General features: G+C 62.0%; 27 protein-coding genes, 1 tRNA gene and 1 pseudogene. 14 read left to right on the forward strand and 15 right to left on the reverse strand.

The genetic code is table 11. The features are described from left to right. Positions 1-252, reverse strand: a pseudogene (locus tag OBACDRAFT_RS26325) (hypothetical protein); the annotation flags it as partial. Between the two features lie 197 nt (positions 253-449). Between OBACDRAFT_RS26325 and OBACDRAFT_RS07620 the strand changes: the two are divergent. Then, positions 450-833, forward strand: coding sequence for a DUF4870 domain-containing protein (locus OBACDRAFT_RS07620; protein ID WP_198529859.1), 384 nt, complete (start codon positions 450-452; stop codon positions 831-833). Between the two features lie 140 nt (positions 834-973). Beyond that, positions 974-1,792 (forward strand): superoxide dismutase, encoded by an 819-nt coding sequence (locus OBACDRAFT_RS07625; RefSeq protein ID WP_198529861.1) that lies wholly within the window; start codon positions 974-976, stop codon positions 1,790-1,792. Between the two features lie 206 nt (positions 1,793-1,998). Here the strand turns inward: OBACDRAFT_RS07625 and rpsI are convergent, their stop codons facing one another. The 3 genes from rpsI to OBACDRAFT_RS07640 form a co-directional block, all read right to left on the reverse strand. Beyond that, positions 1,999-2,397, reverse strand: coding sequence for a 30S ribosomal protein S9 (gene rpsI, locus OBACDRAFT_RS07630; RefSeq protein ID WP_043584377.1), 399 nt, complete (start codon positions 2,395-2,397; stop codon positions 1,999-2,001). Between the two features lie 8 nt (positions 2,398-2,405). After that, complete coding sequence (gene rplM / locus OBACDRAFT_RS07635) at positions 2,406-2,837, reverse strand: 50S ribosomal protein L13 (RefSeq protein WP_043584379.1); 432 nt, start codon at positions 2,835-2,837, stop codon at positions 2,406-2,408. Positions 2,838-2,998: 161 nt separating this feature from the next. Then, entirely contained in the window at positions 2,999-3,751 is a 753-nt protein-coding gene (locus OBACDRAFT_RS07640) for a TorF family putative porin (RefSeq protein ID WP_043584381.1), read from the reverse strand. Positions 3,752-3,929: 178 nt separating this feature from the next. On the opposite strand from OBACDRAFT_RS07640, the gene OBACDRAFT_RS07645 reads away from it, so the two are divergent. From OBACDRAFT_RS07645 to OBACDRAFT_RS07655, 3 genes are read left to right on the forward strand one after another with little or no spacing between them, the layout of a single operon-like run. Continuing rightward, positions 3,930-4,310 carry a DUF423 domain-containing protein gene (locus OBACDRAFT_RS07645; RefSeq protein ID WP_043584383.1) on the forward strand — a complete coding sequence of 127 codons (381 nt, stop codon included), beginning with the start codon at positions 3,930-3,932 and terminating at the stop codon, positions 4,308-4,310. 17 nt (positions 4,311-4,327) lie between these two features. Next, positions 4,328-5,827 (forward strand): CCA tRNA nucleotidyltransferase, encoded by a 1,500-nt coding sequence (locus tag OBACDRAFT_RS07650; protein WP_052361428.1) that lies wholly within the window; start codon positions 4,328-4,330, stop codon positions 5,825-5,827. Beyond that, positions 5,824-6,546, forward strand: a complete 723-nt coding sequence (locus tag OBACDRAFT_RS07655; RefSeq protein ID WP_043584385.1) for a tRNA-uridine aminocarboxypropyltransferase — start codon at positions 5,824-5,826, stop codon at positions 6,544-6,546. The genes OBACDRAFT_RS07650 and OBACDRAFT_RS07655 overlap by 4 nt, the downstream gene beginning before the upstream one ends. Before the next feature lie 232 nt (positions 6,547-6,778). On the opposite strand, the gene rsgA is transcribed toward OBACDRAFT_RS07655, so the two are convergent. The 3 genes from rsgA to OBACDRAFT_RS07670 are packed head-to-tail and all read right to left on the reverse strand — an operon-like array spanning position 6,779 to position 9,014. Further along, complete coding sequence (gene rsgA / locus OBACDRAFT_RS07660) at positions 6,779-7,915, reverse strand: ribosome small subunit-dependent GTPase A (protein WP_043584416.1); 1,137 nt, start codon at positions 7,913-7,915, stop codon at positions 6,779-6,781. Positions 7,916-7,967: 52 nt separating this feature from the next. Continuing rightward, complete coding sequence (locus OBACDRAFT_RS07665; protein ID WP_052361430.1) at positions 7,968-8,318, reverse strand: YhbY family RNA-binding protein; 351 nt, start codon at positions 8,316-8,318, stop codon at positions 7,968-7,970. Between the two features lie 24 nt (positions 8,319-8,342). Then, on the reverse strand, positions 8,343-9,014 hold the full coding sequence (locus tag OBACDRAFT_RS07670) for a trimeric intracellular cation channel family protein (protein WP_052361433.1): 672 nt from the start codon (positions 9,012-9,014) through the stop codon (positions 8,343-8,345). A 339-nt stretch (positions 9,015-9,353) separates the two neighbouring features. Here OBACDRAFT_RS07670 and OBACDRAFT_RS07675 point away from each other — a divergent pair, with 339 nt between their 5' ends. Continuing rightward, the gene (locus OBACDRAFT_RS07675; protein WP_043584387.1) at positions 9,354-9,818 is read left to right on the forward strand and encodes a hypothetical protein; all 465 of its coding nucleotides are present in this window, start codon (positions 9,354-9,356) and stop codon (positions 9,816-9,818) included. Positions 9,819-9,839: 21 nt separating this feature from the next. Here OBACDRAFT_RS07675 and OBACDRAFT_RS07680 read toward each other — a convergent pair whose 3' ends face one another. The 5 genes from OBACDRAFT_RS07680 to OBACDRAFT_RS30625 all read right to left on the reverse strand — a co-directional run bounded on the left by OBACDRAFT_RS07680 (position 9,840) and on the right by OBACDRAFT_RS30625 (position 13,554). Continuing rightward, positions 9,840-10,328, reverse strand: a complete 489-nt coding sequence (locus OBACDRAFT_RS07680) for a PIN domain-containing protein (RefSeq protein WP_157836950.1) — start codon at positions 10,326-10,328, stop codon at positions 9,840-9,842. An 8-nt stretch (positions 10,329-10,336) separates the two neighbouring features. After that, on the reverse strand, positions 10,337-10,540 hold the full coding sequence (locus OBACDRAFT_RS07685) for a ribbon-helix-helix domain-containing protein (RefSeq protein ID WP_043584390.1): 204 nt from the start codon (positions 10,538-10,540) through the stop codon (positions 10,337-10,339). A 126-nt stretch (positions 10,541-10,666) separates the two neighbouring features. Continuing rightward, a complete protein-coding gene (locus OBACDRAFT_RS07690) occupies positions 10,667-12,406 on the reverse strand; it encodes a GAF domain-containing protein (protein WP_043584392.1) in 1,740 nt (579 codons plus the stop codon). A gap of 21 nt (positions 12,407-12,427) precedes the next feature. Then, positions 12,428-12,889, reverse strand: coding sequence for an LptF/LptG family permease (locus tag OBACDRAFT_RS30620; protein WP_269799062.1), 462 nt, complete (start codon positions 12,887-12,889; stop codon positions 12,428-12,430). Next, positions 12,796-13,554: an LptF/LptG family permease gene (locus OBACDRAFT_RS30625; protein WP_269799061.1), complete on the reverse strand. Its 759-nt coding sequence runs from the start codon at positions 13,552-13,554 to the stop codon at positions 12,796-12,798. The genes OBACDRAFT_RS30620 and OBACDRAFT_RS30625 overlap by 94 nt, the downstream gene beginning before the upstream one ends. Before the next feature lie 216 nt (positions 13,555-13,770). Between OBACDRAFT_RS30625 and OBACDRAFT_RS07700 the strand changes: the two genes are divergently transcribed. From OBACDRAFT_RS07700 to OBACDRAFT_RS07710, 3 genes are all read left to right on the forward strand, one after another. Next, a complete protein-coding gene (locus OBACDRAFT_RS07700) occupies positions 13,771-16,137 on the forward strand; it encodes a PAS domain S-box protein (RefSeq protein ID WP_043584394.1) in 2,367 nt (788 codons plus the stop codon). A gap of 175 nt (positions 16,138-16,312) precedes the next feature. Then, complete coding sequence (rpsU, locus tag OBACDRAFT_RS07705; protein ID WP_043584396.1) at positions 16,313-16,510, forward strand: 30S ribosomal protein S21; 198 nt, start codon at positions 16,313-16,315, stop codon at positions 16,508-16,510. A gap of 101 nt (positions 16,511-16,611) precedes the next feature. Beyond that, the gene (locus OBACDRAFT_RS07710) at positions 16,612-17,565 is read left to right on the forward strand and encodes a sugar phosphate isomerase/epimerase family protein (protein ID WP_232766803.1); all 954 of its coding nucleotides are present in this window, start codon (positions 16,612-16,614) and stop codon (positions 17,563-17,565) included. Positions 17,566-17,594: 29 nt separating this feature from the next. Here OBACDRAFT_RS07710 and OBACDRAFT_RS07715 read toward each other — a convergent pair whose 3' ends face one another. Both OBACDRAFT_RS07715 and OBACDRAFT_RS07720 read right to left on the reverse strand, forming a co-directional pair. Beyond that, on the reverse strand, positions 17,595-18,665 hold the full coding sequence (locus OBACDRAFT_RS07715; RefSeq protein WP_043584400.1) for an A/G-specific adenine glycosylase: 1,071 nt from the start codon (positions 18,663-18,665) through the stop codon (positions 17,595-17,597). Between the two features lie 37 nt (positions 18,666-18,702). Continuing rightward, positions 18,703-19,602: a PstS family phosphate ABC transporter substrate-binding protein gene (locus OBACDRAFT_RS07720; RefSeq protein WP_157836951.1), complete on the reverse strand. Its 900-nt coding sequence runs from the start codon at positions 19,600-19,602 to the stop codon at positions 18,703-18,705. Between the two features lie 148 nt (positions 19,603-19,750). Here OBACDRAFT_RS07720 and OBACDRAFT_RS07725 point away from each other — a divergent pair. After that, positions 19,751-19,827 (forward strand) — tRNA-Arg (locus OBACDRAFT_RS07725). Positions 19,828-19,919: 92 nt separating this feature from the next. Here OBACDRAFT_RS07725 and OBACDRAFT_RS07730 read toward each other — a convergent pair. Further along, positions 19,920-20,807 carry a helix-turn-helix domain-containing protein gene (locus OBACDRAFT_RS07730; protein WP_043584402.1) on the reverse strand — a complete coding sequence of 296 codons (888 nt, stop codon included), beginning with the start codon at positions 20,805-20,807 and terminating at the stop codon, positions 19,920-19,922. Positions 20,808-20,910: 103 nt separating this feature from the next. On the opposite strand from OBACDRAFT_RS07730, the gene OBACDRAFT_RS07735 reads away from it, so the two are divergent. From OBACDRAFT_RS07735 to OBACDRAFT_RS07750, 4 genes are all read left to right on the forward strand, one after another. After that, on the forward strand, positions 20,911-22,590 hold the full coding sequence (locus OBACDRAFT_RS07735; protein WP_232766806.1) for a glycosyl hydrolase family 28 protein: 1,680 nt from the start codon (positions 20,911-20,913) through the stop codon (positions 22,588-22,590). Positions 22,591-22,608: 18 nt separating this feature from the next. Then, positions 22,609-23,367: a prepilin-type N-terminal cleavage/methylation domain-containing protein gene (locus OBACDRAFT_RS07740; protein ID WP_081721885.1), complete on the forward strand. Its 759-nt coding sequence runs from the start codon at positions 22,609-22,611 to the stop codon at positions 23,365-23,367. An 81-nt stretch (positions 23,368-23,448) separates the two neighbouring features. After that, entirely contained in the window at positions 23,449-24,138 is a 690-nt protein-coding gene (locus OBACDRAFT_RS07745) for a hypothetical protein (RefSeq protein WP_157836952.1), read from the forward strand. 81 nt (positions 24,139-24,219) lie between these two features. After that, a complete protein-coding gene (locus OBACDRAFT_RS07750; RefSeq protein WP_043584406.1) occupies positions 24,220-25,017 on the forward strand; it encodes a PEP-CTERM domain protein in 798 nt (265 codons plus the stop codon). Positions 25,018-25,123 lie beyond the last annotated feature (106 nt).

A 25,123-nucleotide genomic window follows, 5' to 3' on the forward strand; every position in this document is an offset into this window, starting at 1 on the left:
CCCCCCCCCCCCCCCCCCCCCGCATTCATCGTCGCCAGCCCAGCCGGCGAGAAACACCAGCGCCGGGCGGATGCGTTTGCCCGAGGTGTCGATGCAGTAGTCCGCCATGTCGCGAATCTCCGGCTCGAACGCGACGAGTTGTTCACGCAGGAAAGCGTCGAGCCGGGCCATGCGCGGTTTGAGCCGCGCAAAAACCGTGGCGAAAGCAGCGGCAGTGGTCGTGGTGGAGCGTTGGACGGCGGGCGCGGTCATGAGCAGGAAAGGGAGAACGTGCACAGCCACACGCGACTTGTCGAGCCACGGCCTCCCGAGGCCACTGCACGCGCCCCCCTCTTCCCGATCACGCGTCACTCTGGATTCGCCTTTCGCGGCCGTCTGGTTTTTCACTTTCAAGCAACATGACACCGTCGCCTCACCTCCCTCCCTCCTCCCCTGCCCTGCCGCCATTAGTGACTCCACCACCGCCGTTGCCTCCGCCCCTGCTGGAGAGCAATGACAAGCTCCTCGCCATCCTGTGTCATGTATCGGGTCTGCTCGGCGTGGGTTTGATTTTGCCGCTGATCGTGTACCTGGTGAAAAAAACCGAATTTCCCGTTGTGGCCGCACACGCGAAGGAGGTGCTCAATTTTCACATTTCCCTGGTGATCTATGCGCTCCTCTTGATACCGGTGGCCGTCCTGTCGTTCTTCCTCTCGTTCGTTTTATTTTTCCCCGTAATCTCCCTGCATGCAGTCCTCGTGATCGGCTCCCTGGTATGCGCCATCTTTGCGGCGGTAAAGGCGGGCGACGGACAACTGTTCCGCTACCCGCTGACGCTGCGGTTGGTGCAGTGAAGCAGGACTACAACCCAGCCAGCTTCACCCATCGCAATTATTGCAAATAAAGGTCCAGAACATCGTTTCTCCTCCTGACCATTGTCTGGATGCCGTTTGCAGATATCATTGCCCGCATGTCTCCCAATACCGCCCAACGGATGTCCCGTCGCAGTGCCCTCAAAACCTTGGGCGCCACTCTCCTCGCCGCCAGTTCGGTGGGCGGCCTGTCGCGGCTCGCCGCCGCCCCCGATGCCAAGGCGCCTTCCAGCCCCGCCGCCATCGATCCTCACAAGTGGGGGGCTCCGTCCACGGGTGATGCAACGACGCTCACCCAGCCCTTCGTCCTGCCGCCGCTGCCCTTTGCGCCCGATGCACTGGAACCCTCCATTGGTGCGCGCACGATGAGCATCCACCACGGAAAGCACCACCAGGCTTACATCACCAACGCCAACACCGCCCTTAAATCGCATCCGCAACTCCTCTCGCTCTCCGCGGCGCAACTGCTCCAGAACCTTGACTCCATCCCGGAGGAAATCCGCACAGCGGTGCGCAACAACGTCGGCGGCCACGCCAACCACTCGTTTTTCTGGCCCCTCCTCACCGCCTCGTCTCCATCCCCCGGCCATGCGCATGGCGCCTTGCGCACCGCCATCGTGGAGACCTTCGGCAGCCTCGATGCCTTCATCGCCGGGTTCAATCAGGCCGCCGCGTCGTGTTTTGGCAGCGGCTGGGCCTGGCTGGTCTGGCAGGATGGCCGGCTTGCCATCATCTCGACCGCCAACCAAGACTCGCCGCTCAGCCTCGGCGCCCGTCCCGTCATCGGCCTCGATGTGTGGGAACACGCCTACTACCTCGATTATCAGAACCGCCGCGCCGACTATACCAAAGCCTTCTGGGCCGTGCTCAATTGGAGCCAGGCCGAGGCCAACTACACCGCCGCTATCGGAGGGCAAGACACTGGAGGGCGGGTCTCCTGACCCGCCGACGGCGCAAAGCGCCGCCATTCCGGATGGCGCGGCTGCGCCGCGTCTGGCGGGTCGGGAGACCCGCCCTCCAAAATAGGCACTCCAAGAAAAAGCCGCCTTCGCGGTGAACGAAGGCGGCTTTGTGAAAACGAAGGCTGAAACCGGTGGCAGGCACACGAGCCTGCGAAAACAGGCTCGTTCCGTTGCGCGGACTGGGCTTAGCGCTTGGAGAACTGGAAGCGCTTGCGGGCGCCGGGCTGACCGGGCTTTTTGCGTTCCTTGGCGCGAGGATCGCGCTTGAGGTGTCCGGCGGCCTTGAGCGGGGCGCGGAGCTCAGGGTTCATCTTTTGCAGGGCGCGGGCGATGCCGTGCGCCACGGCGCCGGCCTGACCGGCGACACCGCCGCCGTCCACGTTGGCCGTGACGTCGAGTTTGTCCTTCAGCTCCACGGTGAGGAGGGGCTTGTAGGCCTGCTTGGAAAAATTCTCGTGCGAGAAGTAGCTGTCAAAGTCGCGACCGTTGGCGATGAGCTTGCCGGTGCCTTCAGTGATGCGGACGCGGGCGACGGCGGTCTTGCGACGGCCGGTGCCGATAAAAACGGTGGTTTCTGCGCTCATGGGTTCGATTAGCGGACGGAAATCTTGACGGGGTTTTGCGCCTCGTGGGTGTGGTTGGGACCGCCAAAGACACGCAGCTTGGTCAGCATGGTGCGGGCGAGTTTGTTCTTGGGAAGCATGCCCTTGACGGCGTGCTCGATAAGGAATTCAGGACGATGCTCGCGCATCTGCTGGAGGGTGCGGTAGCTCTCACCGCCAACGAAACCGGAAAAGAACATATACTTGTTCTTCTCTTCCTTGACGCCGGTGAGGGCGACTTTGTCGGCGTTGATGACGACGACGTAGTCGCCGGTGTCCACGTTGGGCGTGTAGGAAGCCTTATGACGGCCGCGAAGGAGGTTGGCGGCTTTCACCGCGAGACGACCGAGCACCTCGCCCTCGGCATCGATAAGATGCCACTTGGGCTGAACCGTCTCTTTTTTGGCGAGGAAGGTTTTCATGTGTAGAAAAGGGGCTATGGCTAGTTTTGGTCTGACGGGTGTCAATCCCGGTTTTCGTTTTTTTGTGACATGCCCCCAAATCTTACGATAAAGCCGCCTTCCCCGTGAGAGGAAGGCGGCTCGCAAATGCATCGGGATCAGGTCAGGCTCTTCGCCACGGCCTAGAAGCCAATGGTGAGGCTGGCGGAGCCGATGATGTCGGCGCTGTCGTTGATGGCGCGTTTGCTAACGTCGTTGTAGCTGACGCCGAGGGTCACGACCGCACGATCAGAGATCTTGTAGGGAATGGCGGCACCGATGCTCCAGTAGAAGTAGTCGCTCACGCCGGGGGCGGGAGTCTCGCTGAGATTCGAGTTGCCGGAGACCCAGCCGAGGGTGGCCGAGAAGTCGAGCGAAGTGCCGATCTGCGTGATCGGAACGCTGTAACCGACGCTGCCCTGGAGGGTCGTGGCATTGTACTCGAAGTTGTGGAACACGTAGAAGCTGGTGCTCACGTCGCCCACGCGCTCACCGACATGGAAGGTGCCGGCGATGCCGATGTAGGGCTCGATCGAGTTCGGGTTGCCCGGATTGTAATCCGTGAACACGTAGGCGGTGACGCCGGCGTCGAGGGTCCAGGAGTCGTTCAAGGAATACTTGTAGCCGCCGAAGAAGTCGAACTCGGTCCAGTCCTTGGCCGGGCCGCTCTCTTCGAACGGGAACGCGGACCACACGCCAACGTAGGCGTTGCCGTAGGTGGCCTTGAGCGAGGGATGGAAGGTCCAGTCGGCCTGCTCCTGACCGCGCCAGATGTATTCGTTGACGACCGTGGCGTCGAAGGTGAACTCGACGGCCTTGGCCGGTGCTTGTTGAACTTGCGCGAATGCGGAGGCTCCGGTTACGAGCGCCGCAATCATGATCACAGTTTTTTTCATGTTGTTGGTTTGTTTATGGTTTGTTGGTCATGCCGCCTTGCGGCGGCATGGGTTGGAAAAGATTATTTTAGCTCTGTAATTGCAAGGCAGGAAGTATCCGGCCTGATACCCGTTATGCGTGGCTGATTAGCGTCCAGTTTATCTCCGAATCCGCCCTTCCGCCGTCCGTTTTTTCATCATGAAAATCATCCGTTTTTCCTCCGCCTTGCTGGGTGCCGCCGGTGTCGTTTTGGGCGCACTGGGTGCCCACGCTCTGCGCGATACGCTCGCCGCCTCCGCCAATCCGAATGCGTGGCAAACCGCGGTTTTTTACCATTTGCTGCACGTCGTCATGGTCTGGGTCGTATCGGGTGAAAACAGAGACGCGGCGGGGGGGGGCAACCCGTGGCGAGGGCCGGCGCTGTGCTGGCTGGCTGGCGTGGTGCTGTTCTCCGGGTCGATCTACGTGTTCGCGCTGGGCGGTCCGCGCTGGCTGTGGCCGGTCACGCCGCTTGGCGGAGTGTGCTTCATTGCTGGCTGGTTGTGGGCGGCGGGCCTCACGATACGAAAACAGCAGTAATCCGCATCCATTCCAAAATGTCTCTTCCCGTTCATTCCGTGTCTGATCTTTCCGGTTTTCGCATCGAACTGCCGCCGCCGCTGCTCGCAGTTTTGCAGGCTTTGCGGCGCGTGCCGGGAGCGCGCCCGCGGCTGGTCGGAGGATGCGTGCGGGATGCGTTGCTCGGGCTCGTGGCCAAGGATTTCGACGTGGAGGTGTGCGGAGTGGATTTTGCCACGCTGCACCGCGCGTTGTCGCCTTTTGGCGCGACGGACGTGGTGGGGCGCAGTTTTGGCGTCATCAAGCTGCGGCTCGACGGCGAGGAATACGATTTCAGCCTGCCGCGCCGGGAGTCGAAAACAGGGGCGGGGCATCGGGGGTTTGCCGTGGAGCCGGAGCCGGGGTTGACCGACGCCGAGGCGGCGGCGCGACGCGATTTTACGATCAACGCCATCGCCTGGGATCCCTTCGCCGACGCGGGCGGGGGGGGGGGGAGGAGGGAAGGAGGCGGCGGGCTCATCGACCCGCACGGCGGCGTGCGCGACCTGCGGGCCGGCGTGCTCCGGCACACAAGCGCCGCGTTCGTGGAGGACCCGTTGCGGGTGCTGCGGGCGTTTCAATTCGCCGGGCGCTTCGACCTCACGCTGGCGCCGGAGACCGCCGCGCTCTGTCGTGCGATTTCCACTACATTCACCGAACTGCCAAAGGAACGCGTGTGGGGCGAATGGCAAAAGTGGGCCGAGAAATCCCCGAAACCCGCGCGTGGTCTCGCCGTGCTTGAGGAGTCGGGCTGGCTCGTGCATTTCCCTGAAATCGCCGCGCTGCGCGGTTGTCCGCAGGAACCCGACTGGCATCCGGAGGGCGACGTGTTTGCGCACACCGCGTTTTGTTGCGACGCTCTTGCCGCCCTGCCCGCCTGGCAGACCCTCCCCCCCCCCCGCCGCCGCCTGCTCATGCTGGCGATGCTGGCGCACGATTTTGGAAAACCCGCCACGACCGTCCGCGCCGTGCGCGCGGGTGCGGAACGCTGGACGAGCCCCGGACATGAATCCGCAGGCGTGCCGGTGGCCGAGGCGTTTCTGACGCGCATCGGCGCGCCGCTGGACCATGCGCCGTTCATCACGCCCATCGTGGCCAATCACCTCGTGCATCACCACGGCGGGAAGGGGGGGGGGGGGGGATACTCCGATTCACAAATCCGCCGTCTCGCCCGTCGTCTCGCCCCGGCCACGATTGAGGATTTGTGCCTCATCATGACGGGCGACAGCGAAGGACGCCCGCCGCGCAAGTCGCCCGAATCTCTTGTATTGATTAACCAACTACACACGCGGGCGGGCGAACTCGCCATCGTGGACGCGACGCCGCGCCCCATCCTGCTCGGCCGGCATCTCATCGCCGCGGGCGAGCGTCCGGGGCCGGATTTCAAGCCGGTGCTCGACGCGGCCTACGAAGCCCAGCTCGACGGCGCGTTTGGCGACGAGGCCGGCGCGCTCGCCTGGCTGGCCGCGCACCGCGCAACACGGGACCACACATCGTGAGCCGCGAAACCTGTTACCGTTGCTTCTGGCCCCAGTCGCTTTGCTGGTGTCCCACGATCCGGCCCATGCCGACGCGCACGCACTTCGTGTTCCTCATGCATCCGAAGGAATGGAAACGCGAAAAAGCCGGCACCGGACGCCTCACGCATCTGTGTCTGCCCGACAGCGTCATCCACATGGGCATCGCCTTCGACGAACACGAGGAGGTGCAGGCGCTCATTCACGATCCGGGCAACCACACCGTGCTGCTGTATCCGGGGGCGGAGGCGATCAACCTGTCGCTGCCGCAAACCGCGCTCACCCCCGGCACGCTCGCACGCGACGGGCGGCGGCTGGTGGTGCTCCTGCTCGACGCGACCTGGGCCTGCGCACGCAAAATGCTCCGTCTCAGCCCCAGCCTGCAACGTCTGCCACGCATCATGTTCACGCCGACCGCGCCGAGCCGTTTTGTGATAAAACAACAGCCGCAGGAGGGTTGTCTCTCCACGCTTGAGGCGACGCACGAACTGCTTCTCGTCCTCGAACGCGCGGGCCTCGATACCTACTCGGACCCTGGGCAACTTCTCTCGATTTTTCAGCGCATGCAGGATTACCAGATCGCGTGTGCCGAGGACCCGGAGCGCGGCGGTTACCGGCGACATGCGTATTCGGAGCCCGGCGAACGCAAGCGTCCCGAAGGTCGCAATGCGCGACGGCGAATGTGGATTCGCACGCCGTAAATGCGTCGTAAACGCGTGGCGCGGGCGTCCCGCCCGCTTCAGAACAGATTGGATTGCGGGCGGGACGCCCGCGCCACTCCGTTGTAGGGGCTTCGCTTGCGAAGCCCGCGACTACGTTTCGGCCTGCGACTGCTCTTCTGGTATTCGGTAAATCCGTCCGGCTGGCGCGGGCGTCGCAAGCGACGCCCCTACAGCGGGCGGGACGCCCGCGCCACTCCAAACACGGCAACGCTCAGGTCTCCTCGGTCCAGTCGCGGCGACCGCGGGCGGGGCGGTCGCCTTCGAGAGCGCGACGTCGCCAGCCGGGCTTGCTGGCGAGGGCGGAGGGTTTTGCGGTTTTTATTTTCTGGCGCGCGCGCGCCGCGACCTGCTCGGCCTTGAGCTTGCGATATGACTCCAGCCGCTCCGCCGCGAGCGCGCCCGACTCGACGGCGGCGCGAACGGCGCAGCCGGGTTCGTTGCGATGATGGCAACGGCCAAACTTGCACCGCACGGCCAGCGCGGCGATGTCGGCAAAGGCCTCCTCCACGCCGTCGTCCGCGTCCCAGAGTTGGAGTTCGCGCATTCCGGGGGTGTCGATGACGAGGGCGCCAGAGCGCGACACGACAAGTTCGCGGCGCGTGGTGGTGTGGCGGCCCTTGCTGTCTTTCTCGCGCACTTCGGCGGTAGGCAGGGCGGAGTCGTCGTCGTTGCCATCGTCGCAGGCGAGGGCGTTGATGAGGGAGGATTTGCCGACGCCCGATGAACCAACAAAAGCCAGCGTGCGTCCGGGCTTGGCGTAGCGTTGGAGGATGCGCAGGCCTTTGCGCGTCTCGATGCTGGTGACGAGCACGGTGACGCCGGGCACGAGTTGTTCGATCTCGCGGCGCACGGCGTCGGCGGCGCGCGGGTCGGAGAGGAGATCGCTTTTGTTGAGCACAACCACGGGCTCGGCGCCGCTCTCGCGGGCTGCGACGAGGAAGCGCTGGATGCGTGCGGGGTTGTGGTTGCGGTCGAGTCCGCTGACGAGAAACACGGTGTCGATGTTGGCCGCGATAAGCTGCTCGACCTCTTCGTCTCCGGCGGCGCGACGCGAGAAGGCGGAGCGGCGCGGGAGCAGCGCATGGATGTGCGCACGGCGTCCGTCGGGCTGGCGCAGGACGGCCACCCAGTCGCCGACCGCCGGGTAATCAACCGCCGTGTTCGCCTGATGATGAAAGCGTCCGGTGCATTCGCCCAAAAGTTCGGCGTCCGCCGTCTGCACGGCGTAATAGTGGCGGCGCAACTCCACGACCACGCGCGCGGGCTCAAGGCCGGCGGCGGCATGAGGCTCGAAAGCGGCGGCCCAGACGGCGTCCCAGCCGAAATCGTGGAGCGGAGTTTTTTTCACGGTTCGCAACGTTCGTAACGTAATTCAGGGTACGCGTGTAATTTTTAATTAACTACGCGTCCGGCTGTTCGTGTGACTGCGCGTGCGGCTGCCGCCGGAGCGCAACCACGCGGCGTTCGGGATTCGCCTGCTGGCGATAAAAGAGCGCGGTGCGCCCGACCGCGCCAACGCACACGCAGCGGCCTTCGTCGGCGATTTGTTCGCAAAGCGCGGCGCGCTCGTCGCGTTCGGCGGTGGCGGCAAAGCGCAGTTTTACCAGCTCCTGGTGGTCGAGGTGCTTTTGTAGTTCGGCGAAGAAGGCGGGCGAGAGTCCGCCTTTGCCGAGTTTGATCGCGGGTTCGAGCATCTGGCCGAGGCCGCGAAGCTGGGTGCGTTGCGCACCGGTGAGAGGGAATTCGTACATGGTTTTGAGCTTAGAGTTCAGGGCCTAGGGTTTGGGGTTCGGAGTTGGCGGTGGCGGCGGCGGAAAGGTGCGGACGGGCGCGGTGGTTTTCCAGTTAAACCACAGGCCGGCCATGCGGAGGCTAAAGGTCATGCCGATGCCGATCACGGCGGCGGTGGTGGCGGAGAGACCGGTCAGCGTGCCGACTCCAAGAAATGTGACCGCGCCGGCCAGCGCAACGAGCACGTAAAACTCGCCGGGCTTGAACACCATGGGTTCCTCGCGCGAAAGCACGTCGCGCAGGATGCCGCCGCCCGCGGCGTTGATCACGCCCACGAGCAAGGCCGCGGGCCAGGCAATGCCGGCGCCGAGGGCTTTTTGCGTGCCGAAGACGGCGTAGGTTCCCAGCCCGAGCGCGTCGGCCACGAGGATGATGTTGTTGAAGCGTTGCACACGCGGCGCGAGCAGGATGCCGATGAGACAGGCCAAGGCCACGGTCTCGATGTAACGGGCGTCGGTGACGAGAGCCGGGGGACCGGTGGAGATAAAAATGCCGTCGCGGATCAGGCCGCCACCGATGCCGCAGATCAACGAAAGCGCAAAAATGCCCACGATGTCGTAGTGCCGGCGAATCGCGGCAAGAGCCCCGGTGAGCGCAAAGGCGAAAGTCGCCAGCAGGTCGAACCAGATCGGCAGGTCAAAGTGGCCGTGCAACATGTGTAAGCAGAGGACTTGCGGAGCAGGTCGGGGCGGTCAAGCGCGCGTGCAAAACCCGCCCTTCAAACATCCCGAAAAATCCGGACACGAAAAAGGCCAGGATTTCTCCTGGCCTTTCCCTCAACCCTTGCGAAACCGACTTGCTTTGCGTGTCCTCGCGTCCCTCACGTTCGGACACAATCGGTATCGCGGGTTGAGAAGAGAGATAGTCAGCTTTCCTTGATGCACAAATCATCTCGCCACTTTTTTCTCAAAAATCTTTTGATTGTCCTTCGTCGGAAAACGTAACTCTATGTCCTGCCGTATTTCCAACCATCAAAACCCCTGCTTCTTTTCCCTATGATTTTTTGTCGTTTCCCTTTTTTTCTTCTCCTCGCCGGCCTTTTTTTCGTTTCCGGATGCAGCACATTTGACAGCCGCAGCCGGGAGAAGCAGGCGGTGTTTCAGTCGCTCGACGCCGCCACACAGGAGCGCCTGAAGGCAAAACAGGCCGCCATTGGCGACACCGAAGACATGGTTTACATCGCGCTCGGCGAACCGCATCACAAACAGGAACTCACGACCGAGGCGGGCAGCAGCGTGGTCTGGATCTACATCACGTCGTGGCAGGAGTTCCAAGGCATGGCGTTCGTCGGGTATCGACGCGACTGGGTGCCCGACGGGCATGGCGGCCAGCGGGTGATTTACACCCCCGATGAACGCCCGGTGTATGCGGAGCGGAGCGAAGAGCTCTGCCGCATCACGTTTACCGACGGCAAGGTCACGCTGATCGAACAGGCCCAGCCCGGAGTTGCCGGGAAATAGCCGCCAGAGCAGGAACTCCGCTCAGCCGGCAAATATCTTTGCCAGCAAGGTTGCCGCCTCGTCGCGCACATGCGGAGACAGCCAGAGGGTGGAGTCACGCCACAATTGATCCAGCGCGACGGAGGCTTGTTCATGGTTGAGGCGCTTTTTCGCGGCCAGCATCAGGATAATCCCCAGAGAGCCTCGCACGTTTACGTTCAGGCTTCGTGCCATTTCACGGGCCGCGGTATCGTCGGTGAGAAACACATCCGCATGGGTTGCCTTGGCGTGGGCCAGTGATTCCGCTTCGCCTGCGTGAAGCAACCCTGCCTGAACCCAGCCGCGCGCCACCGTCTGTGTTTCAGCAGACGGAGCCTCTTCATGCAACCAAGCCGGCAGGGCAGCCATTGGCGCGTTTTTGCTCCGCCATTCGGCAACCACGCAAGGGGTGCTTGCAATGGTTCCCGATGCGGCCAGCAAGTCCCAAAGGTCTGCTTCGCCAAAATGCAGCAAAGGGCCGGTGTCGGTCACGTGGCGGCTCACGACTCAATACCCGCCTCGCGGGCGGCGGCCCGAATGTCTTCAAGTTGATGGCGCTCCAACAACGCGAAGCGCGAATGCGCCAGATAATCGCGCAAGGCCTCGCGGGCCAGTTCTTGTTCATCACGAAAACCACCCTCCAAAACGGCCCGGTCAAGCGCCCTGACCATCGGTTCGGGTAATTCAACGGCGAGTGTTTTCATAAGGTTTCACAAGCTGTCCATATCCTCCCACGATGCAAGACTTGGCCAAAAGGAGTGGCAAAGTGGAGAAGCTCTTTTGGCACGCCGAGGAAATCCGTGTAACATCAGTCAAACCATCTCTCCCGTTTAGCCGGTGGAGAGTGGCAGGCGCATGCGGATCGTCGTGCCGGAGGGGCCGGTTTGGTGCAGGCTGATGTCGCCGTGGTGGCTGAGCAGGATGCGCTTCGCAATGGAAAGGCCCAACCCCGTGCCGTCGGGTCGCGTGGACAGGAACGATTCGAAAATCTTCTCGCTGATGTGCCCCGGTATGCCGCGGCCCGTGTCGCTCACGTCCACCACCGCGCAGGCCGCCCCCCCCTCCCCTCCCCCTTTCTCGCCCGTGCCCGGCGGCATCGTGGAAACGGCCACGGACAGCGTAATCATGCCGCCATCGGGCATCGCCTGCGTGGAGTTGAGCAGAAGGTTGAGCAATACCTGCTGGATCTGGCCCTTGTTCACGTCCACCCAAAGCGGACGCGGCGGCAGTTCCAGACGCAGGTGGATTTTACACTGGGCGAGTTTGAGGCGGATGAGGACGATCGTGTCCTCGATGATCTCGGCGAGGTTCCAGCGCGAATGCAGGCTCGTCGGCGCCTTGGCCAGAGTGAGCACGCGAGAAACAATGGCTTCGAGCTGGTCGAGCTTTTCGCCGATGACGCGCACGTCGGTCCGCCGCGGGTCGCCCTCGGGGAAATCCAGACCGAGGTAACCGAAGAGGAGTTTGATGACGGTGAGCGGATTGCGGATCTCATGCGCAATCTCCGCCGCCAGCAGGCCGAGCGTGGTGAGCTGTTCGTTTTTGCGCAGCGACTCCTCGCTCTGAAACACGCGCGAGTAGAGACGCGAATTTTGCAACGACACCGCCGCCAGACTGCCGAAGGCCCCGAGCAGACGCTTCTCGTCGTTGTTGAACCGGTGTATCTGGTCGGTGAATACGGCGAGCACGCCCACGATCTCCTGCTCGTAGAACATGGGCACGGCCAGCATCGAGCGCAGGGCGGTGTCGCGCGGCAGGTCCACCACATCGAGAAATTCCGGCGACTGGATGTTGGCGAATTCGACGTGCTTGCGCGTGTGCAACACCGCCGACACCAGGCACGAATCCGCCGGCAACTCCGCCGCGGTCGCGGGCGTCGCCTCGTCGCCCGTGGACGACGCCAGCACGATCACACCGCGCGCCGGATAGTGCAGGTAAAGCGCGCTGGCGCGGGCGCCGAGAATTTTGCGGGCGTCGCGCGTGATCGTGTCGTGCAATTCCTGCGGCTCCAGCTTGGTGACGAGCGCCTGCCCGGCGGCTACGAGGGCTTCGAGCTGACGGGCCTTGCCCCGCAAGTGAGCGAGTTGCCAGACGCGGATCAGGACATGCGTGGCCTCGTCCGCCAGCGCCACCAGCGTGTCGAGATGCGCGGGGGTGAAGGCGTTGAGAGTGTCGCTGTCGAGGTTGATGACGCCCAGCACCTGGCCGCTTTCCTGCACAAAGGGCGCGGTCATCTCGCTGCGCACTTCGGGACGCACCGGGATGTAACGCGGATCGGCACGCACATCAGGCACCAGTTGCGGACGTCCATGAAACGCCACCCAGCCCGTGATGCCCTGGCCGAGCCGGAGAACCACATCGTTGATGTCCGCCGGCATGCCGTGATGGACGTCGATTTCGAGTTTGCCAGTGTCGGGATTGAGCAGGGAGATCGTGCCCGCCGACGCCTCGAAAAAATCAACCAGAATGCCCAGGATGGCCGTCATGGTCTCGTGCGGATCGGTGGCGCGCGCCCCGAGCGAACTGATGCGCTGGAGCGCGGTCGTGACGTCGTGTGTATCCAAGTTCATGTTACGCCTTCATTCTCCCGTTCACCGCATCCTGGCCAGTGCGCCCAGTCCGATGGCGCAGAGCACGAAGTTGGGCAGAACCGCGGCCCACAGCGGCGGCAACACGTCGCGCGCGCCCAAGGCCGTGGCGACCTTCAAAATCACGAAATACAGCACGAACAACCCGATCGACTTCGTCACGCCCACCGCCGGGTTGACCCGCACGCCCGACATCGCGAACGGCACCGCGATCAACATGATGATCAGCGGACTCAACGCCTCCGCCTGCAAACCGTAGTAACGCATGGCATACAAGTTGACCTTGGGATGCGACTCCTCCCGGTAAACATCCAGCACGCGCCGCAACTGGAAAACCGAAAGATCATCCGGCTTGAGCGTAAAAACCGTCATCAACTCCGGATCGTCGTCCCAGCCCGCCCGTTGCAACCGCATGAACGGCATGTTCTTGGTGACACCGCCCTCGTGGCCCGGATCGAGCGTGATTTCCCGCCCGCGCCGAAATTCCCATGCCCCCCCCCCCCCTCCGCCGACCGGTCAAACCACGCCTCCGCCGCCAGCAAGCGCGTCGTCTCGCGCCCCTGCGGGTCCATCTCCACCACCGACACCCCGTAGCCGTGGCGCGTGAATTCGCTGTAACGATTCATAAACCACATCCGCCCCTCGCGCTGGTTGTGAAACGACACATTGAAACGCAACCCCACCCGTTCCGCCTTTTCCTGCGCCGCCTGACGCCGGAACCTCATGCTATCGTAAGCCACCCGGCTCTCCTCCACCGACCACGGCACCACCGTCGCGTTGAGCAACCAGACCAGACCGCAGAACAACACCCCCGACACCCAGATGCCGCGCGTGATCCGCGCAAACCCCAAACCCGCCGCGCGCATCGCCGTAATCTCGTTGGTGTAGTGCAGACGCCCCAGCGCATAGAGCAACGACACCAGCAGCACGATGGGGAACACCGTGGCAAAAAACCCCGGAATCTTGACCGTGAAATAGTAGAGCAAATCGCTCCCGCTCGCGCCCGCCTCGATCAGATTGTCCAGATCGCTGTAAGCCGTCTGCATCAGCAGCAGCCCCACGGTCGCCGCCAGGACGATGCCGAGGATCGAGAACCATTCGCGAAGCACGTGGCGGTCGATGAGAGTCACGCCGCCCAAAAAGTCCCACCGCCCGCCGCAAGGCAATACAAACGCTCAATCACCAGCCCCCCCTCCCCCGCACGGCCTTGCGTGGAAGCGGCCCCTCGCACACTCCCGCATGGACTTCCCTCGCAATCCCCGTTCATTTTAGCCCCTTACCTTACATCCTCCCGCCATCCTCCCGCCATCCTCCAGCCATCCTCCAGCCGCACTCCCGCTTCACCCATGCCGCACCACCCACTATCTCCCACCGCACCACCGCTACCCGGCGTCCAAGGCGACTGGTGGCAATGGCTGCGCCACGCCATCGATGAACACGCCATCATGGCCGTGACCGACACCGCCGGCACCATCCGCTACGCCAACAAACGCTTCTGCGAAATCTCCGGCTATTCCTGGGAAGAACTCATCGGCCAGAACCACCGCATCCTCAAATCCGGCGTCCATCCCGCTTCCTTTTACGCCCACCTCTGGCAAACCATCACCACCGGCCGCATCTGGCGCGGTGCCATCTGCAACCGCGCCAAGGACGGCCACCCCTACTGGGTCCAGTCCACGATCCTCCCCCTGCCCGGCCCAGACGGCAAACCCGCCGGCTACCTCGCCCTGCGCACCGACGTCTCCCGCCTCGTCAAAGCCGAGCAGGAACTCGCCACCCGCACCCAGGAACTGCGCCTCCTCTTTGATCACTCGCCCATGGGCCTGAGCTGGCGCTCCATCAACCCCGACGGCACACCCGGTGCCAACCACGTCAACCAACGCTTCTGCCAGATCATCGGCCTCAACGAAAAACAAGCCCTCGACATCGAGAACGTCCACCGCGCCACCCACCCCGACGACTGGGCCCGCCAGGAAGAACTCACCCGGGAAATCTACTCCGGCAAACGCGACCAGTTCACCCTCGAAAAACGCTACATCCACTCCGACGGCGCCATCGTGTGGACCATCCTCACCGTCGTCGTCCTGCGCGACACCGAAGGCCGCGTCACCCACCACTTCGCCATGCTGGAGGACATCACCGCGCGCCGCCGCACCGAGGACGAACTCAAGCGCACCGAAGCCCGCTGGCGCACCTACCTCGAAACCGCCAGCGAAATCCTCTACGCGCTCACCCCCGAAGGCCGCGTCAAATTCATCTCCCAGGCCATCACCGCCAAACTCGGCTACACCGTCGAAGAAGTCACCGGCCACCGCTTCGCCGAAATCATCCATCCCAAAGACCGCCCCCGCTGCCAGACCTTCATTGCGGAAACCATCCGCGACGGCACCAGCCACGCCCCCATCGAGTACCGCGTGCGCCACAAAGACGGCCGCTGGATCTGGCACGCCACCACCGGCTCCGCCTACAACGACCGCGACGGACGCCGCGCCTACTTTGGCGTCGCCCGCGACATCAGCCTCCGCCGTCAGGCGCAGGACGAACTGCGCGCCGCCCTCGCCCGCCTCGAAGAGATGGCGCGCATCATCAACCGCTCCCCCTCCGTCGTCGTCCTCTGGAAAGCCGAACCCGGCTGGCCCGTGGAATTCGTCTCCCAAAGCATCCACCAGTTTGGCTACGCCGCCGAAGACTTCGCGGCGCGCAAGCTCACCTTCCGCGACATCACCTACATCGAAGACCGCGAACGCGTGAACGCCGAAGTCGAAGCCCACGCCGTGCACGGCGACCGCGAATACACGCAGGAGTACCGCGTGCAATGCCGCGACGGCAGCCTCCGCTGGGTGGACGACCACACCATCGTGCGCGTCGATGCCCACGGCCGCGTCACGCACCACGAAGGCGTCATCACCGACATCACCGCGCGCAAGGCCGCCGAAGACCGCGAACGCGAGACCCGCGAACGCGAACTCACCCTCGCCCGCGACGTGCAACAACACCTCCTGCCGAACGTGTTTCCCGAGTTTGCCCACGTCGAAGTCAACGCCCTCTCGCAACCCTCGCGCCACCTCGGCGGCGACTACTACGACGTCATCCCTGTCGATCCCGCGCACTGCGGCGTCGTCATTGCGGACGTCTCTGGCAAAGGCGCGCCCGCGGCCCTCATGATGGCCGCCTGCCGCGCCCTCCTGCGCCAATGCGCGCAAGGCCAGTTGTCGCCCGCCGCCGTGCTCCACCAAGTCAACCGCGCCCTCCAGCCCGACATGCCCCCGCGCATGTTCATCACCCTCTTTTACGGCATCATCGACCTAGACACTCTCGAACTCCGCTACGCCCGCGCCGGGCACGAACCCGCGATCCTGATGCGTGCCGGGCACGAGCAACCCGAACTACTGGATGAAGGCGGCCTCGCGCTCGGCATGGCCCCGGCGGAACTCTTCGACGCCACCCTCGTTGAAGGCCGCGTGGTGCTCGGCCCCGGCGACCTCGTGGCGCTCTACACGGACGGCGTCAACGAAGCCTGCAACGTCTCCGGCGAAGAGTTTGGCCGCGAGCGGCTGGTGGAAGCCTTTGCACGCTGCTCCGGACTCCCGCTCGGCGAAATATTGAAGCGCGTGGACCGCCACCTGCGCCAATTCTGCACCCTTGCCCCCCGCGACGACGACCGCGCCCTGCTGCTCGTGCGGGCGAAAAACACCGGAGGGCGGGTCTCCTGACCCGCCAGACGCGGCCGCAGCCGCGCCCATCCGGAAAGGCGGCGTTTCGCGCCATCGGCGGGTCAGGAAACCCGCTCTCCGGCAAGGGAACAAAATTGCCGTTGACGCGGGCGCGGGCAAATGCCTGCTTAGACCTTTTCCACTTTTACCAGCCACACCCGCATCTCTCTCAACAATGCCCATCGAAATCAAAATCCGCAAAAACGAGCCGGTTGATCGCGCGCTCCGTCGCCTGAAAAAGAAGCTCGAACGCGAAAACGTCATCAAAGACGTGCGTGCAAAACGCTACTTCGAAAAACCCTGTGAACGCCGCCGCCGCAAGGACAAGGTCCAGGCCTTCACCCAGATGCTGCGCCGCCGCTATGCAGAATAATTGCCGCAGGTAAATGCCTGATCATCCAAAGCACTCCTTGAGAGTGCTTTTTTTGCGTTGCGCCATTTGAAATGCGCTGAGCATAGATTCGCTTTTATTTCGTGAAACCCACCCTCGCCCTCTCTACCTGCTGGAACTCGTTTCGTCATAGCGATGGTTACTCGATGGTGAAGGAGATGGTGGACTTGGGCTTCTCGCACATCGAGCTCAGCCACGGCATCCGGCTGCTGCTCGTGCCGGGCATCCTGCGGGCGGTGGAACAGGGCTTGGTCAAGGTCGCCTCAACGCATAATTTCTGCCCTCTGCCCACGAGCGTGTCGCAGGCCGCACCCAACCTCTTCGAGCCGTCCTCGCAGGATAAACGGGAACTCGACCAATGGCTGCGCTACACGATGCGTTCCATCGACTTTGCCTCGCAGGTGGGCGCGTCGGTCATGGTGGCCCACTTGGGCAGCGTGCGGTTTTGGTGGTTGCAACCATCGCGCCGGCTCAAGGCGTTTTTGCGCTCATCGCCCACCACGGATGTGGAGACGAGCAAGCGTTATCAGGCGCTGCTCAAGAAATCCTGCGAGAAGTTGCGCCTCAGGATGGGGCCCTACTGGAAACAGGTCATCAAGAGTCTCAACGAGGTGCGCGCCTACGCACTGGAAAAGGGCATCCGCATCGGATGCGAAAACCGGGAAAAATTCGAGGAATTGCCGGTGGACGACGATTTTGGCTCGTTGTTCGCCATACTGGAGCAGCCGTCCCCGTGCGGTTACTGGCACGATACGGGTCATGCGGATATCAAGCAGAGTCTTGGCTTGATCAACCACAAGAAGCACTTGGAAAAAAACGCCAGCCAGTTGCTGGGGTTCCATTTGCATGATGTGGATGTCAGCGGTCGAGATCATCAGCCGATCGGAACGGGGCGGATCGATTTCGAGATGATCAGCCAGTTCTGGCAGCCGCATCATCGCCTGACGCTCGAATTGAGTCCACGCGTGACACCGGATGACATCCGCACGTCGCGCGAACGAACGTTGATCTTGCTAAAACAACGTTTCGGCAAGTGAGGCTGAAAACCGCCGCTCCGGGCATCACATCACTTAAGATTTAGAGAGGTATCCGAGACCCGGACGAGTTCGTTCACCCAGCGGCGGTGCGGGCCGGAAAGCGTCACGGTTTCGAGATCGGCCAGCGGCACCCACAACAGTCCGTCGGGCAGGGGGGGGGGGGGGGGGGGCAATGCGTGGATATTCTCAGTGATCGCATAGCGGGTGATGCCACGCTTTTTTTTGGCGAGCAAGGGACCGGCGGCGGCGAGTTGTTCCGGGGTGAGGCCGAGGTGTTCGGCGGAGGGCAGTTCGTGCATGTTGGCCAAGCGGCGGGAACCAGCGGCGGCGCGGTGGAGCAACAGGCGTCCGTCACGCACGCACCAGGCGCGCACGACGTTGATGGCCGTGATGACTTTGGCGGCGAGCCGCGGGTAAGTCTCTGGATCGCCCTCGCGGCGGGCCGCGCAAAAACGAATCACCGGGCACACGGTGCAGAGGGGGTTTTGCCGGTGGCACATGGTGGCGCCCAGTTCCATCATGGCTTGGTTGTGGTCGCCGGGGTGGGCGGGGTTGACGATCGCGTTGGCGAGCGGGACAAAGTGTTTGGACGCCGTGGCGCTGTCTCGAAACGGGGTGCCGTCCGCCGTGAGCCGGGTGAGGATGCGCACGACGTTGCCGTCAACGACCGCCACGGGCTCCCCAAACGCGATGCTTGTGATCGCCGCCGAGGTGTAGGGTCCGATGCCGGGCAACGCCAGCCAGTCGTCGGGGCGGCGCGGAATCTCAGGCAGGGCGACGAGGGCGCGGGCGAGTTTGTGCAGGTTGCGCGCGCGGGTGTAGTAGCCGAGACCTTCCCAGTGCTTCAACACGCGTTCCTCGGGCGCGGCGGCCAGCGCGGCAAAATCGGGAAAGGCGTCCAGCCAGCGCGCGAAGTAGGGGAGCACGGTTTTGACCTGCGTTTGCTGAAGCATGAATTCGCTGACCACGGTTTTGTAGAGCGAGGGTGCTTCGCGCCAAGGCAGCGTGCGGCGGCTGGCGTGATACCAGGCGAGGAGCGCGTGTTGAAAACTGGCCCGGGTGCGGATCAGGGCGGCGGAAGCGGAGTCGGAGTCGTGCAAGGTGTGGCGTATGCGCCCGGGTGCGCGGCGGGATGCGTCAGAGGTTTTCGAGTTCGAAGACGAGTTCGTTGCGCGCCGCCGCGGGCAGCGGAGTGAAGCCGGCGGCCTTCCACATCTTTTCGGCGTCCTCGCTGAGCAGTTCGCGGAGCACGGAGCGGAGCCGGGCGGCGTTGTCCTTGCGAAACACAAACTGGACGCGCAAGCGGAAGGGATAGGTGCCGGCGTGGAGGTTTTCCGGGGTGGGCTGGTAGGCGGTTTCGCCGCGGCGCGGGGAAACAAGCAGGGTTTTGAGGCCGGAGCCTGCAGGCGGCGGCAGCGGAAGGATGGCGATGGCGCTTTCCTCGGCCTTGATCCGGGCGAGTGCGGCGGCGGGGGTCTCCGTGAGCGTCACCGAGGGCTTGAGCGTGCGCACACCGGCAAACGCAACGGATCTCACGAGTTCAAAGGAGAGGCTGTTGCGGGGATCGAGCGCAATGGGCTGGATGGTGCGCTGCGACCAGGAGCCGGCGCGGACGTTGAGATCGGCCCAGCGGCGGAAGTTGGAGGTGGCGCCTTCGTTGTAGATGCCGGAGAGCTGGTCGAAGGTGATTTCGGTGAGCGTCACAGCGTCGCGCACCACGATGATCGCGGCCTGATAGGCGGCGGGGCGCACGATGTAATCGGCATCGACGTCGGAGAGGCGCGGACCGACGATAATCACGGCGAGATCGGCTTCGTTGCGTTTGAGCGAGTGGAGGGCGGGTTCGCTGCCCTTGAGATTGACGCGGATGTCGAGATCGTTGCGTTTGGCGAAGCGGGCGAGTTCGCTCGTGATGCCGCCGCCCAACATGTCCGACCCCACGATCCGAATCTGGGCGGACAAAAAAGCGGGCAGGAAAAACAGGGAGACGATGGTTGCGACGAGGAGGGAACGGGGAGCGCGAGTGTTTTTGGGCATTTCCTTGGGAGCGAAACGCAAGAATCCGCTCTGGCAAATGCAAAGCGGTGATGACGCGGCGATGGAGGGGGCGGGATTTTTTGTTGGAAAAAGCGCTTGCCAGTTCCGCGAAGCGCCACCTATCTCTTGCGGCTCGTCAGTTTTTTACGCATCCGTAGCTCAATTGGATAGAGCATCTGACTACGGATCAGAAGGTTTGGGGTTCGACTCCCTACGGATGCGCCACTGATTTTTTTGCCCAAAAGCCCGTTTCCCAACCATGGAAACGGGCTTTTTGTTTTTCCCCGATGTGACTCTGCCTGCAACTCGCCCGCAGCTCACTCGCCATCGAAGTCTGTTCGAAGACGATTGCGGTAACTGCGTGGCGACATCTGCTCCAGACGCCGAAACCACGACGAGAATTTCGACAGGTCACGAAACCCCAGTTCATGCGCCACGTTCTTGATCCGCGCTCCCGGAGCCAGCAACCCCCGCCGCGCAAACTGCAACCGCCGCCGCTCGTGAAACCCGTGCAGCGTCTGGTGATAGTGATGCAAAAACAAGCGGTTCAGGTGCCCCACACTCAACCCAGCCACCCGCGCCGCCTCGTCCACATCGACCACCGCCGAGCCGATGGGCAGCGCCGCCAGCCACACCCGCGCCTCCTCCACGCGCGGGTCCACATCGCGCGGCGTCTCCAAGTCCGGCAGATGCCTCCGCCACACTCCGGTCGCCGCCGCCAGCCACGTGCGAAACCAGCCGTCCATCGCCAGCACATCGCCGAAATCGCGCCGACGCCCGCGAAAATGCCACTCGTATTCCTCCGCCGACGCGTTCGTCCGCCATTCCCGCGCCGCCACTCCATCGACCACCGCGTCGAGTTCCGCCGATCCCTCCAGCAGCAACCCCGGGCGCAAATCGAAAACCGGACGCTGGCTGTCCGGCCAGTAGGCCAGAAACGCGAATGACACCAGCCGCGCATCCGCCGAAAAATCCTGCCGACGAAACCCCGTGGGCAAAAACAACCAGTTCCCCGCCCGCGCCGTAAACGACGCCCGCGGCGATCGCACCTGCACCGATCCCGCCTCCAGTCGCCACGCCGTCAACTCCGCCGCCACGCATTCCATGTTGCGCCCCTCATCCGTCGGCGGTCCCCACCGCAAACGAAACAACTGCACATGGCATCCCTGCCATTCTTCAGGAGAAAGTAATAACGCTTCATCCATGATAGGATCGACAACTGAAATGTTGATAAAACGCAAGTTTTGACCAAAAAAAGACACTCAATCCCGTTGCGGAACACACCTTGTCTTAACGAGCCTCGATGCAGTGACCACCTGCCTCGATACCTCCACCACAACAACCGCCGACACCGCCACAGCCTGCGGTGCGGACACTTCGCCTCATTCTGCATTCTCCATTCCACATTCTCCATTAGGCGCAGCCGCCCCCGCGCCCCTTGCCCTCTCCACGCACTTTTCTCTCACGGTCAACGGACGCCGCATCGCCGTCCATCAGGCCCGCGTCTCCGCCATCCCCTTTAACCGCGTTTGGCCCGGCCACCAACGTCCGCTCGACCAGACGGAACTCGCCTCGTTCGCCACGTTTGACGCTGATTTCCTTACTCCCGCCGTCCTCATTATTACCCTTCTCGACGACCACCCCCGCGCCTCCACCTTTGCCACCGACGCCATTGCCCTTCGTCCCGTCGCGTGGAACCTCTCCCCGGCCGTTGACCGTACCCGCCGCACCCTCACGCTCAGGCTCGACCGTCCGCGCCATTTCACCGTCGAGATCGGCGGACAGCACCACGCCCTGCACCTCTTCGCCAATCCGCCCGCCGACTACGAACTGCCTGCCCCCGACTCACCCGACCTGCTACACTTCGGCCCCGGTATCCACCACGCCGGGCTCATCCTCCCCCGCTCCGGCCAGACCATTCATATCGCCGAAGGCGCCATTGTTTACGGGGCCATCCTTGTCCGACACGCCGACAACGTCCGCATCGTCGGTCGCGGGATTCTCGATACCAGCCCCTTCCTCCGCGGACAGGAGGCCGACGAGACGAAACCCGGCGGCGAACTCTTCGCCCGCGGACTCGCCCTCGGCATCCCGCGCGAAAACCTCAACTACACCGGCAACATCACCGCCATCGCCAGCGCCAACCTCACCATCGACGGCATCATCCTCCGCGACTCCCCCCTTTGGTCCACCAACATCCGCAACGGCTGCCGCCACGTCACCATCAACAACCTCAAGATCATCGGCCAATGGCGTTACAACGCCGACGGCATCAACATCTGCTCCTCCAGCCACATCCGCGTATCCAGATGTTTCATACGCTCTTTTGACGACGGCATCATTGCCCGCGGCACGCACATGCTCGGAGAAAACACGCCCCTGCACGACATGCGTGTCACCGACTGCGTCATCTGGTGCGACTGGGGCCGCGCCCTCGAAGTCTGGACCGGCCACAAATCCGCCAGCATCTCCCGCGTCGTTTACGAAAACATTCAGATCATCCGCACCACCCACATTGCCTTGGGCCTCCAAGTTTGGTGGGGGTCTCCCGACACCACCGTTTCCAACATCCGTTTTGAGGATATTTCCATCGAGGCCCATCCCGACGCGCTCCCTCCGCATATTCAGGAAGACGACAATCATCCCTATCCCTTTCCGCCCGACACATCCCGGGCATTCCACATCCCCGACCTCTTCTGCGCCAACCTCTGCAATCCCGGTGAGGAGTGGCAAAAGTATTTTGCCAGCACGCCCGGCACGACTGCCAAACGCAGCGTTTATTACGGCTGCATCACCCTCAAAAATATCCGCTACACTGGCCCCGACACGCCCTCACCCCGGATAATTGTCGGCTCTGGTGACGACATCCTGCAAATACACAACATCCATCTCGAAAACATTCGTATCAATGACCAGGCCTCGACGCCTCCCATCCCATTGAATCTCACCACCCACTCCAACGTTCAGCACCTCACCTTCCGCTCATAACGGAGCTTCTTAAAATCCATGCAAACCACGCCCCACCTGCCTTCCGCCCTGCTCGCTACTGAAATTCATGGCGAGGGCCAAACATGCCTTCCGCGCTACAACAATTCCCGATATAGAACCCCACCTCCCCACTCCGGTTTTACTTTGGTCGAACTCCTTACGGTGATCGCAATCATTGGGGTTCTCGCAGCAATCATCATCCCGACGGTCGGCCGTGTGAGGCAATCCGCACGAGCTGCCACCTGCAAAAGCAACCTTCGCCAACTTGGTGCCGCCTTCTTTCTTTTCGCGGCAGATAACAAGGATCGCCTGCCAGTCTCTCATAATTCCTCAATGGGTATCCGTGGCCTCTGGTGGTATCACATCGCCCCTTACGCAGGTCTTTCTCTGGGATCGGCTCCAGATTGGCCTGACCTTAAGCGTGTTTGTTCCATGGATGGCCCGCTTCATTGCCCCTTAACCGATCCTAAGGATACTGCAAATTATCCTGCGGATCCATTCTATAGCTATAAAATGACAAATTTAGCCATGGCCGCCGGTGGTCCGGGAGCCACACAAGGCACTCCCATCCGCATGTTCAACAATCCATCCAAGCTACTTCTTGTCGCAGATGGGCGCAGCTATCCCCAGTTCAACACATACGATTCCACAAATATAGGCATGGGATTGGTTTATCCTCACAAGAATTCGCTTAACGCGCTGTTTCTTGATGGACACGTCGAAACGGCTACCGAACAGCAGCTCAAGGATCGTTGGTCGGTGATATTCCGTCTTTAGCGCTCCATCTTCCCTCCCCGCTGTCCGCCTTTTTCACCCTCCTTGCCTTCCACAGCATACCAACCACCACCTTTTCCCATTATGAAGAAAAACATTCTATCAGGCATGGTCGCTTTTTTTTCGGTGATCACCCTCGGCGTCGTTCCCCTCCTCGCGGAGGCAGAAGTTCTTTTCGCCGACAATTTCAACCGTGCCGACAAGGTCTCCGTTGGCGCCACCTCGACAGGGGATTACCAATGGGCTGAGGCTGAGACAAATCCCTTTTCCTTGTGGTTAAGCGCCAATCAACTCGTTCTTAACGGTGGCGGCGGCGAGGGAAGCGGCCCCAAGAGTGGAAACATCTATGTCGATTATGACCTGGATGCCATTTCGTCCTACAAAATCGATTTCGTCATCACCAGCGGCGTCGGCCAATTTTCCGCCGCCGGATATACTGCCATCCAACCCAGAGGCACGGGCGTGTTCTATGCCAGTAGCTGGCTCCTCAGGGCAGACCCGGAAACAAAACAAGTTTCCATACTGTTTTACGATGGCTCCAAGGAAACTCTGGTCCGCAACAACGCCTTTGCCACGAATAGCCGCACAAAGATCAGTATCAATGTCGTGAACAACACCGCCACGCTGACAGTGGGCGGAACCGATATCAGCGACACACGCACGCTGTCCTCCAAAGCCAATGATGGCATGCCCGATTATTTCGGTTTCAGCAACTCGAACTACGCGCGCTCAAGCGTTGATGACCTCGTGGTGACCGCACTGCCCGAATCGTAAAACCAAGGGCGTTATCCACTCGGAGAAAACATAAACAAAACATCCACATCTCCCGCTCCCAACACATCTAAACTCCATATCATGAAAACAGCAAAAACAGTCAGCATATCAGGATTGCTAGCACTTCTTGTAGCGATCTTCTTTGGCGCCCTTCCCGTGTTTGGGCAAACAACAGTCGTCCTTTTCGAGGATGACTTTAATCGCGCCAACAGCAATGTCCTCGGCACAACTTCGGTCGGAGGTTACGACTGGATTGAAACCTCTCCTTCTACTGGCCTCAACCCATCAGCAACAGCTTCCATCATAGAAGACGGCAAGCTCGTCTTCTCTTCCATCGCGAACGACCCAGGTTATGCCAAAGTTGATTTCAACCTCGATAGTTACATGAACTACACGGTCTCTTTCGACCTGGAACTCATTGGCTCAACAAATTTCACAACGATTCAGCCGAATGGAAGCGGAACTCATACCACCTTGGGCTGGCGTTTATACCAGAATGCAAACGGCACTGTTGATTTATATTATTTCAATCCAAATCTGTCACCTCAGACAGCCCTGCTTGCATCGAATATTTTTTCGACGAATGAGGTCGTGAACATCAGCATCGTTGTGACAAAGACTGAAGGGGTTAACCCGACTAATACAGCCAGCCTGTATGTGAACAATGGCAGCGAGGCCGTGGCCACCAGCGTTTTCAGAAATGCTGATGGCGCTGCCGATTATTTTGCCATTTACGACGCCGGAGGAGCAGGAGCGAGGATAGATAATCTTGTGGTCACCACCACCATCATTCCCGAACCCTCAACGATCACTGCGCTTCTGGCGATTGGCGCGCTTGCCTTCGCATCCATCTCAACGCTGCGCAAACGCAAATCTTAACCCGCATTATTTCCGAGCATTGATTGCGACGCCATCTGCGATCAGGCGGATGGCGATTTAATTTGCGAGTTTCGCTTGCGAGGACACGTGCCCATTCGCAATCAGA

The organism is Geminisphaera colitermitum TAV2, assembly GCF_000171235.2.
GTDB lineage: Bacteria > Verrucomicrobiota > Verrucomicrobiia > Opitutales > Opitutaceae > Geminisphaera > Geminisphaera colitermitum.